The sequence below is a fragment of the Acidobacteriota bacterium genome (assembly GCA_012729555.1).
Classification (GTDB): Bacteria; Acidobacteriota; UBA6911; order UBA6911; family UBA6911; genus UBA6911.
This window is the reverse complement of record JAAYCX010000025.1, coordinates 19,536-28,789: the sequence shown is the minus strand read 5'-3', so window position 1 is coordinate 28,789 and position 9,254 is coordinate 19,536. Positions and strand designations below refer to the sequence as shown.

The window sequence follows — 9,254 nt, the reverse complement described above, 5'->3', positions numbered from 1 at the left end:
GTTTATGATTATGAAAATTCTCAAGTACGGCGCCCCTGAACTGCGCGCCCGGAGCGAGCGGATCACCGACTTCGACGGTTCCCTGCAGAAGATCGTGGCGGACATGTATGAGACCATGTACAGCGAGCCCGGCATCGGTCTGGCCGCGCCGCAGGTGGGGCTCAACATCCGTCTGGCGACCGTCGACCTTTCGGTGGGTGAGGACGAGGGGAAGAAGATGGTGATCTGCAATCCCGAAATCGTCTCCGCGGAGGGGTCGCAGCGCAGCGACGAGGGGTGCCTGAGCATTCCCGGTTTCAGCGAGAGTGTCACCCGCCCCCAGAAACTGGTCGTGGAGGCGCAGGACCTCGAGGGGAAGGATCTGCGGATCGAGGCGGAGGGGCTCCTCGCCCGCTGCCTCTGCCACGAGATCGACCACCTCAACGGCGTCCTCTTCATCGATCATCTCAGCTCGCTCAAGCGCACCCTCATCAAGAACAGGATCCGGAAACTGGCCAAAGCCGGTGAATGGTAAGGCATGCGCGTCGTCTTCCTGGGCACCCCCGAGTTTGCCGTCCCCGCGCTCGAAAGTCTCCTCGGGCACGGGTGTGACATCCCGGCGGTGTTCGCCCAGCCCGACCGCCCCGCGGGGCGGGGGCGCAAGGTGCGGCCCGGCCCGGTGAAGTCCCTGGCCGAGAGCCGGGGGCTAGCGCTGCATCAGCCGGAAAAAATCAGGTCGGAGGAAAACCGGGAAGTGTTCGAGCGGCTGCGGCCCGACTATATCGTCAGCGCCGCCTACGGGCAGATCCTGCCCGGATGGCTGCTGGCCAGCGCCCGGCGCCATGCCCTGAACATCCACGCCTCGCTCCTTCCCCGTTACCGGGGGGCGGCCCCGGTGGCCTGGTCCATCCTCAACGGCGACCGGGTGAGCGGCGTCACCCTCATGGTCATGGAGGAGGCGCTGGACGCCGGCCCGATCCTGCTGCAGCGGGAGGTGCCGATCGGGCTCGAGACGACGACGGGGGAGTTGACCCGGACCCTTGCCCGGGAGGGGGCGGAACTCCTGGTCGAAACGCTCGTGCGGCTGGAGCGCGGCGACCTCCGCCCCGTGCCGCAGGACGAGGCGCTCGCGACCTGGGCCCCCCGCCTGACGAAGGACATGGCCCCCGTCTCCTGGGACGAAAGCGCGCTCGTGGTCCACAACCGGATCCGGGCCCTCGACCCCTGGCCCGGCGCGCGCACCCTTTTTTGCGGGGAACCGCTCCTCCTCTGGCGCAGCCTCCCCGGGGAGATGACGGGGTTCGCGGGAGCGGAGCCGGGACGGCTCCTGTCGGTGTCGGAACGGGGGATGCGGGTCCAGTGCGGCGGCGGCAGCGTCCTGGAACTGGTCGAGGTGCAGCGGCCGGGGAAGGGGCGCGTGAGCGGACGCGAGTTCGTCTCGGGAGCGCGGGTGCGCCCCGGGGACGTGGTCTTTCATTAACCGGTGGCCGGCCCCGGCGGTCCGGGGCCGCGGACGGCCTTTCCAGCCATGATATCTCCAGCCAGAAGAGTGAGCCTCGGCCTGCTCGAGCGGATCGAATCCCGGCGGCTCCACAGCGACGACGCCCTGAATTCGCCCGCCATGGAGCGGCTTGAGGTCCGGGACCGGCACCTGGTCACCGAGATCGTCTACGGGACCCTGCGCTGGCGCGGGCCGCTCGACCACCTGCTGGCCGCCCGGAGCGCGCGCCCCTGGGCCGAGGTCGAACCGGCCACCCGCACCCTGCTCCGGATGAGTCTCTACCAGATGTGGAAGATGGGCCGGGTGCCCGACCACGCGGTCTGCAACGACGCCGTGGAACTGGCACGGCGGGAATCGGGGCGGGGGAGCGACAGGTACGTGAACGGGATCCTGCGGGGACTGGGGCGGGCGCGCCCCTGGGAGCGGCCGGGCTTTTTGGACGGGGCTCCCGGCTGGGTGCGGCTTTCGCTCCCCCGCTGGCTCTACCAGCGGTGGGTCCGGCGCTGGGGGGCCGCGCAGGCGGAGGAGTTCGCCCTTTCCCTGAACCGGCCACCGCGGGCGGCTTTCCGCCTGACGGACGCAGAGGGGGAGGGGGAGACGCCGCCCGGGGAATCCTCCCCCCTGGTCCCCGGCGCCCGCCTGTCGCTGGACGAGGCTCCCCCCGGGGGGCGGGCCCATCTCCAGGACGAGGCCTCGCAGCTGATGCCGCATCTGTTCGGCCCGGCGGGGCAGGGGGGGAGGGTGTGGGACGCCTGCGCGGCCCCGGGCGGAAAAACGGCCGTTCTCGGGGGGATCTTCGGCCGGGTGGTCTCGAGCGACATCAGTCCCGGCCGGGTGCGCCGCATGCTGGAGCTGCTGCGCGCACAGGGAGTGCGGCCGGGGGGGGTGATCGTGGCCGACGCCGGGGGGCCGGCCCCGTTCGGGGTGGAGTTCGACGCGGCGCTCGCGGACGTCCCCTGCTCCGGGCTGGGCACCCTGAGGCGGAACCCGGAAATCAAATGGAACTTCAGGCCGGAGGAGTTCGCGGCGCTCGGGAGGGTGCAGGCCGCGATTCTGCGCGGCGTTTCGCAATCGGTGGCGGTGGGGGGGCGCCTCCTCTACTCCACCTGCTCGACCGAGCCGGAGGAGAACGAGAGGGTGGTGGAGGATTTCCTCGGCGCCCATCCCGGGTTCCGCATCGAGGAGCCCCGCTACCCCGAGGGGGTGGCGGCCTGGGTGGGGACGGACGGCTGCGTGCGCACCTTTCCCTCGGCCCGGCGCTGGGACGGTTTTTTTGCCGCCCTGCTGCGGCGGTGGAACTGAGCGGGCGGGAAAAAGGACAAGTGTCTTTATCACAAGGTTTTAGGAGGCTGGCACCTTGCATCGTGCCGGTCGCTGTGCTACCCTTGACCGAATCGGTGCGCGGCGGCGGGGCGGAATCGGCCCGACCCGTGCCGCGGCTGACATAGAGACGGAGCATCCTTGGATCGAATCATCGAAATCGCACCATCGATATTGTCGGCCGACTTCTCCCAGCTGGCCGCGGAAATCGGCAGGATAGAGCGGGGAGGGGCGGACGTGGTCCACCTGGACGTGATGGACGGGCGTTTCGTTCCCAACATGACCATCGGGCCGCCCGTCGTGGCCTCCATCCGCGGGTGCACCCGGCTGCCGCTGGACGCCCACCTGATGATGGAGCGGCCGGACCGCTTCCTGGACGCGTTCCTCGACGCGGGGGTCGACTGGCTCTCGGTCCATGTCGAGGCGGACGCGCACCTCGACCGGACCCTCAACCACATCCGCAGCCGGGGGGCCCGGCCCGGCATCGCCCTGAATCCGGCGACGCCGCTCGCGCTCCTCGAAGAGGCGCTGCCGCTTGCCGACTTCGTGCTGGTGATGACGGTCAACCCGGGGTTCGGCGGGCAGAAATTCATCCCCTCGATGCTGAAAAAAATCGATCGGCTGCGGAAGAGTATCGTATCCAAGGGGTATCGGACGCGCATCGAGGTGGACGGCGGCATCGGCCCGGAAAACCTGGCCGAAATCCTCGAGGCGGGGGCCGATATCATCGTCGCCGGTTCCGCGATTTTCGGTTCTCCGGGCGGCGCCTCCGCGGCGGTGGCGGAGATGAAGAAAATCGCCGCCGGGGAGAACCAGGGGGGCGCGGGGCGCTCCCGGTAAGCGGGGGGGCCGGCGCATTGGGAGGCGATTTGGGGATGAGATTTATCGTACGCTGTGTCGTGACGCTCGCGCTGCTCGCACTGGTGGGCGGCTGCAGCCAGAAGAGTGCCCGGCTGCAAAAGGGGGTCGTCCCCCCCGACCAGAACCTGTTCGACACCGGGAGCGACTACCTCAGGAAGGGGCAGTACATCAAATCGAGGCTGGCGTTCCAGACCCTGCTCAACACCTATCCCGACAGCGACGTGGCGGCCGAGGCCTATTTCGCGATGGGCGACTCGTTCTACGAGGAGGGGGGGACGGAGAACCTGCTGCAGGCCGAGGACCAGTACAAGAACTTCATCGTGTTCTACCCGCAGCACCCGCGCGCGGTGGACGCCCAGCTGAAGATCATCTCCGCCAACTACAAGCTGATCAACACCCCCGACCGCGACCAGCAGTACACCCGCCGCACCCTCGACGAGATCGCGCAGTTCGAGCGCCGTTTCGGCGACAGCGATTACCTTCCCATCGTGCGCCAGTGGCGCAGCACGGTGGAGGACGTGCTGGCGCGGGGGGATTACGGCGTCGGCAAATTCTACGCCGACAGGGGCAACGTGCTGGGCGCCGTCGGGCGTTACCAGGAGATCGTGGAGAAGTACCCCGATTACGCCGAACTGGACATGGTGCTCTACAACCTCGGCCAGATCTACGAGCAGTCCCGCAGCGAGAAGGACCACGAGAAAGCGAAGGAATACTACGGCGAGATCGCGCGGGGGTTCCCCTTCAGCCCGCATTATACCGAGGCGGTCGAGCGCCTCGGCACGCTCGGGGCGGAGGTCCCGGAGGTCGACGCCGAAATGGCGGCCCGGCACCGGGCGAACCTGAAGGAGCCGGAGGGTTTCTCGCCGCTGAAGCCGCTGGTCGACTTCGGCAAGGCGCTCGGGTTCGTCCCCCCCCCGGACCAGTACGAGGTGGCGCAGCGGGCGGTCGAGGCTGAAAAGGCGCGCGAGGCCGAACTGGCCGCCGCGGAGGCCAGGGCGGCGGCGGGAGACGATATCCTGATCGAGACCGAGATCCGCCAGAGCGCCTCGGGCGCGGACGCCTCGGGCGCGGCCACTGCCGAAGGGGCCGCTTCGACGGGCTCCGGGCCGGAGGCGGAGCGGGAAAAGGCCAGCAGCCGCTACAAACGGAAACAGGATTAAGGGCCCATAACCCGGGACGGAACCGATGACGCTCAAACTGCTGGTGGCCGATGACAGCGTGACGATGCAGAAAATGGTGCGCCTCGCCTTCGGGGCCGAGGATGCCGAGGTGGAGGCGGTAGCGAGCGGCGAAGCGGCCCTCGAGGCGCTCCGCCGCTTCCGGCCCGATATCGTGCTGGCCGACGCGCTCATGCCGGGGATCGGCGGGTACGAGCTGTGCGCCCGCATCCGGGAGGAGCCGGAATTCGGCCGCATCCCCGTGATCCTTCTCTCGGGCGCCTTCGAACCCTTCGACCCGCAGGAGGCGGAGCGGGTGGGCGCCGACGGACACCTGTCGAAGCCCTTCGACACCTCCGAGCTGATCGACAGGGTGCACTCCCTGGCCGGCGCCGAGGCCCCGGCCGCGGGCCCGGGCCTCGCATCGGCGCGGGAATCGTTCCTGGGACCGGGCGCGATCCTGGACCTGTTCGGTCCCGATCGGCCCGGCCGGGGGAAGGCGGAAGCGGTCGCGCGCCCGGGCGCGCTGACGGACGAGGAGGTCCGGCGCGTGGCCGCGGAGGTCGTCGGGCGCCTGTCGCCCGACGTGATTCGCGAGGTCGCCTGGGAAGTCGTGCCCGAACTGGCCGAGGTTCTCCTGCGGCGCGTCATCGAGGAGCGCGGCCCCGGGAGCGATCGCTCCTAGACTAAGCCCGTCGATTCGAATAAAATCTCTCCCTTTGTTCCCGGGTGTGCATCCATTGAAGAAAGAGGTCGGAAATGTCTCGTGAGCCGCTCGCCAAGTCCTATCAGCCCAGGGAGTTCGAGCAGAAATGGTACGGTTTCTGGGAATCGCGCGGATTCTTCGGCGCCGAGGCGCCGTCGTCCAGGCCCCGGTTCAGCATCGTCATCCCCCCCCCCAACGTCACCGGCTCGCTCCACATGGGACACGCGCTGCAGCACACGCTGCACGACATCCTGGTGCGCTGGAAGCGGATGAGCGGGTACAACACCCTCTGGCTCCCCGGGACGGACCACGCCAGCATCGCGGTCCACTACGTGCTCGACAAGCAGCTGGAGGCGCAGAAGAAGAACCGGCTGGAGCTGGGGCGCGAGGAGTTCCTCCGGCTCGCCTGGGAGTGGAAGAAGACGAGCGGCGGAACCATCCTCAACCAGATGCGGCGTATGGGCGTCAGCTGCGACTGGAGCCGCGAGCGCTTCACCATGGACGAGCAGCTCTCGCGCGCCGTCGTGGAGGTCTTCGTCCGCCTCTACGAGGAGGGGCTGATCTACCGGGGCGAATACATCGTCAACTGGTGCCCCCGCTGCAAGACGGCGATCTCCGACCTGGAGGTCGTCTACCAGCCCACGAAGGGGAAACTCTGGCACATCCGCTATCCCCTGGTGGGGAGCGGGAGGTCGCTCGTCGTGGCCACCACGCGGCCGGAAACGATGCTGGGGGATACCGCCCTGGCCGTGCACCCCGAGGACGAGCGCTACCGGGACCTGGTCGGGCGGAAGGTGCTCCTGCCGGTGGCCGGCCGGGAGATCCCCGTCATCGCCGACGCCTTCGTGGACCGCGAGTTCGGCACCGGCGTCGTCAAGGTCACCCCGGCCCACGACCCGAACGACTTCGAGGCGGGCATGCGCAACGGGCTCCCGAGGATCACCGTGATCGGCGACGACGGGCGGATGACCGAGGCAGCCGGCGCGTACCGGGGGATGGACCGCTACGAATGCCGCCGCCGCCTGGTGGCGCAGCTCGAGGCGGAGGGGTACCTCGACAGGATCGAGGACCACGAGCACAACGTCGGGCAGTGTGACCGCTGTTCGGCCGTGGTCGAGCCCAAGATCTCCCTGCAGTGGTACCTCAAGGTGGAAACCCTGGCCCGCGAGGCGATCGAGGCGGTCGAAAGCGGGCGGGTGCGCTTCGTGCCGGACAGCTTCAAGAAGCGCTATTTCGAATGGATGTACAACATCCACGACTGGTGCATCTCGCGCCAGCTCTGGTGGGGGCACCGGATCCCGGCCTGGCACTGCGAGGCGTGCGGCGCCGTCACCGTCGCGCGCACGACGCCCGAGAAGTGCGAGCGCTGCGGCGGGGGGCTCCGGGAGGAGAGCGACATCCTCGACACCTGGTTCAGCTCGGCCCTCTGGCCTTTTTCGACCCTGGGCTGGCCCGACGACACCGAGGACCTGCGCACCTTCTACCCCACGGACGTGCTGATCACCGGCCCGGACATCATCTTCTTCTGGGTCGCGCGCATGATCATGATGGGGCTCAAGTTCGCCGGCGACGTCCCCTTCTCCGAGGTGCACATCAACGGCATCGTGCGGGACGCCCAGCACAAGAAGATGAGCAAGACCAAGGGGAACATCATCGAGCCGCTCGAGCTCGTCGACCGCTACGGCGCGGACGCCGTGCGCTTCACCCTCTCCTCCATGGCCGTTCCCGGGACCGACATCCCCTTTTCCTCCGACCGGATGAAGGGCTACAGCGCCTTCGCCAACAAGGTCTGGAACGCCGCGCGCTTCGTGCTGATGAATCTCAGGGAGACGGACGGCGCCCCGCGCGCGGAGGAGGTGGAGGCGCTGGCGCGGGAAGGGGCGCTCCCGATCGAGGACCTCTGGATCCTCGACCGCCTGAACCAGACGGCGGGCGGGATCGCGGAGGCGCTCGAGAAGTTCCGGTTCCACGAGGCGTCGGCGCTGATCTACCAGTTCATCTGGCACGAGCTCTGCGACTGGTACATCGAGCTGGTCAAGCCGGTGCTGACGAGCGAGGCCGCCCCCGAAGCGGAGCGGGGCCCCAGGATCCGGGTGCTGCTCCATGTGTTCGACCATGCGCTGCGGCTGCTCCACCCCTTCATGCCCTTCATCACCGAGGAGATCTGGCAGAAGCTGCCGCACACGGGCGATTCCCTCATGGTCCAGGAGTTCCCCGTCCGCCGCGCTTCCCTGGACAACCCGGGCGCGGCCGCCGGCATGCAGGACCTGATGGGCCTCGTCGGGGAGATCCGCTCGCTGCGCGCGGAGATGAACATCGACCCGAAGAAACCGCTCGACGCGGTCGTGGCGCCGCTCGACGCGGCGGCCGCGGAACTGCTCGAGCGGAACCTCGACAAGCTCCTCACCATGGCGCGCCTCGGCTCGGTGATGTTCGCCGCGCCGCTGCCGGAGGGGCTCCTGCGGGGGGTGGCGCGCATCGGCGAATTCGGCCTCGATGCGCGCGCCGCGATCGACGTCCAGGCCGAGAGGGAGCGGATCGGCCGGGAGATGGCGCGGGTCAAGGACGAAATCGACCGGATCGCCCGGAAGGTCCAGAGCCACGAATTCACGGCGCGGGCTCCGAAGGAGATCGTCATGGAGAACCGGGCGCGGCACGACGAACTGACCGAACGCTACCGCAAGCTCGAATCGAACCTCAGTTATCTTCCGCGGCAGGAAAAATGAGCCCGATCGCGCTGCCGGCGGTCCTGACCGACCTGGGCCACGTGGGGGAGGCGGGCCTGCCCCTGCAGAACGCCCCCTGGTTCGAGCGCGAGCTCGAGCTGTGCCGGGAGTGGGGGTTCGGACTCGAAACCATCGGGGACCGGGTGCGCCTCCGGCCGGACCCCGACGCGCTGGTGCCTTACTGGATCCAGAAGGAGACCCCGGCCCTGGCCTGGGAATGGCTCCGGACCCACGGGTTTCTGAGCGTGGACAGCACCAACCGCGAGGCGCTCGAGCTGGCGCGCCGGGGGGCGCCCGGGGGGAGCCTGGTCTGGGCCGAGGAGCAGACCGCGGGCAGGGGGCGCATGGGACGCTCCTGGTTCTCGCCGCGGAAAACGGGGCTCTACGCGAGCCTCGTCGTGCGCCCGGCGTGCGAGCGGGAGCGCTGGCCGCTGCTCGGGCACGTGGCCGCCGTCTCGCTCCACGACGCGATTTCGGCCTGCGTGGTCGGGATGGCCGCCCGGAAGCTCGACATCGATCTCAAGTGGCCCAACGACGTGCTGCTCGGGGGGCGCAAATGCGCCGGGATCCTGCTCGAGTCGATCCCGGACGGGGAAGGGGCGCCGGCCGTGGTCGTGGGGGTGGGGGTCGACGTGCACCCCGGGAGCGTGCCCGCGGATCTCGAGGGGGAAGCGGTCTCGGTGGACGAGATGGCGGGGCGCGCGGTGCCCCGGCGCCTCCTGCTGGTCACCTTCCTCTACCATTTTCAGAAGGGGTGCCGGGAGCTGGAGGCCGGTAACTTTGCCGGCGTCCTCGAGGGGTGGAAGAAGCGCTGCACCATGTGGGACGGGGCCCCCGTCTGGATCCACGAGGGGGAGCGGCGCCGCGCGGCCGTCACCTGCGGCCTCGACGAAGCCGGCGCCCTGCTGGTGCGCACGGAGGCGGGGGCGGTCGAGACCCTCGTCGCCGGGGACGTCCGGGTGCGCGCCCGCGACGGGCGCTGACCCCGTTTACAACCGATCGCC

The 9,254-nt window shown here is 69.2% G+C and carries 8 protein-coding genes; all 8 read left to right on the top strand.

All coding sequences use genetic code 11. The features are described from left to right. Positions 1 to 4: 4 nt before the first annotated feature. The 8 genes from def (at position 5) to GXY47_06595 (ending at position 9,233) form a co-directional block, all read left to right on the top strand. The gene (gene def / locus GXY47_06630; GenBank protein NLV30818.1) at positions 5 to 514 is read left to right on the top strand and encodes a peptide deformylase; all 510 of its coding nucleotides are present in this window, start codon (positions 5 to 7) and stop codon (positions 512 to 514) included. A gap of 3 nt (positions 515 to 517) precedes the next feature. Next, positions 518 to 1,459, top strand: a complete 942-nt coding sequence (locus GXY47_06625; GenBank protein NLV30817.1) for a methionyl-tRNA formyltransferase — start codon at positions 518 to 520, stop codon at positions 1,457 to 1,459. A 48-nt stretch (positions 1,460 to 1,507) separates the two neighbouring features. Continuing rightward, on the top strand, positions 1,508 to 2,782 hold the full coding sequence (locus GXY47_06620; GenBank protein NLV30816.1) for a hypothetical protein: 1,275 nt from the start codon (positions 1,508 to 1,510) through the stop codon (positions 2,780 to 2,782). Positions 2,783 to 2,950: 168 nt separating this feature from the next. Beyond that, on the top strand, positions 2,951 to 3,640 hold the full coding sequence (locus GXY47_06615; GenBank protein NLV30815.1) for a ribulose-phosphate 3-epimerase: 690 nt from the start codon (positions 2,951 to 2,953) through the stop codon (positions 3,638 to 3,640). Between the two features lie 35 nt (positions 3,641 to 3,675). Beyond that, positions 3,676 to 4,821 carry an outer membrane protein assembly factor BamD gene (bamD, locus tag GXY47_06610; GenBank protein NLV30814.1) on the top strand — a complete coding sequence of 382 codons (1,146 nt, stop codon included), beginning with the start codon at positions 3,676 to 3,678 and terminating at the stop codon, positions 4,819 to 4,821. A 25-nt stretch (positions 4,822 to 4,846) separates the two neighbouring features. Beyond that, a complete protein-coding gene (locus tag GXY47_06605) occupies positions 4,847 to 5,503 on the top strand; it encodes a response regulator (GenBank protein ID NLV30813.1) in 657 nt (218 codons plus the stop codon). A gap of 74 nt (positions 5,504 to 5,577) precedes the next feature. Continuing rightward, positions 5,578 to 8,250, top strand: coding sequence for a valine--tRNA ligase (locus tag GXY47_06600; GenBank protein ID NLV30812.1), 2,673 nt, complete (start codon positions 5,578 to 5,580; stop codon positions 8,248 to 8,250). Continuing rightward, positions 8,247 to 9,233, top strand: a complete 987-nt coding sequence (locus tag GXY47_06595) for a biotin--[acetyl-CoA-carboxylase] ligase (GenBank protein ID NLV30811.1) — start codon at positions 8,247 to 8,249, stop codon at positions 9,231 to 9,233. The genes GXY47_06600 and GXY47_06595 overlap by 4 nt, the downstream gene beginning before the upstream one ends. Positions 9,234 to 9,254 lie beyond the last annotated feature (21 nt).

What these genes read in the sequence shown, in the direction of transcription:
- def (NLV30818.1), top strand. Translation starts at nt 5, where the DNA reads ATGATTATGAAAATTCTCAAGTACGGCGCCCCTGAACTGCGCGCCCGG.
- GXY47_06605 (NLV30813.1), top strand. Translation starts at nt 4,847, where the DNA reads ATGACGCTCAAACTGCTGGTGGCCGATGACAGCGTGACGATGCAGAAA.
- GXY47_06620 (NLV30816.1), top strand. Translation starts at nt 1,508, where the DNA reads ATGATATCTCCAGCCAGAAGAGTGAGCCTCGGCCTGCTCGAGCGGATC.
- bamD (NLV30814.1), top strand. Translation starts at nt 3,676, where the DNA reads ATGAGATTTATCGTACGCTGTGTCGTGACGCTCGCGCTGCTCGCACTG.
- GXY47_06600 (NLV30812.1), top strand. Translation starts at nt 5,578, where the DNA reads ATGTCTCGTGAGCCGCTCGCCAAGTCCTATCAGCCCAGGGAGTTCGAG.
- GXY47_06625 (NLV30817.1), top strand. Translation starts at nt 518, where the DNA reads ATGCGCGTCGTCTTCCTGGGCACCCCCGAGTTTGCCGTCCCCGCGCTC.
- GXY47_06595 (NLV30811.1), top strand. Translation starts at nt 8,247, where the DNA reads ATGAGCCCGATCGCGCTGCCGGCGGTCCTGACCGACCTGGGCCACGTG.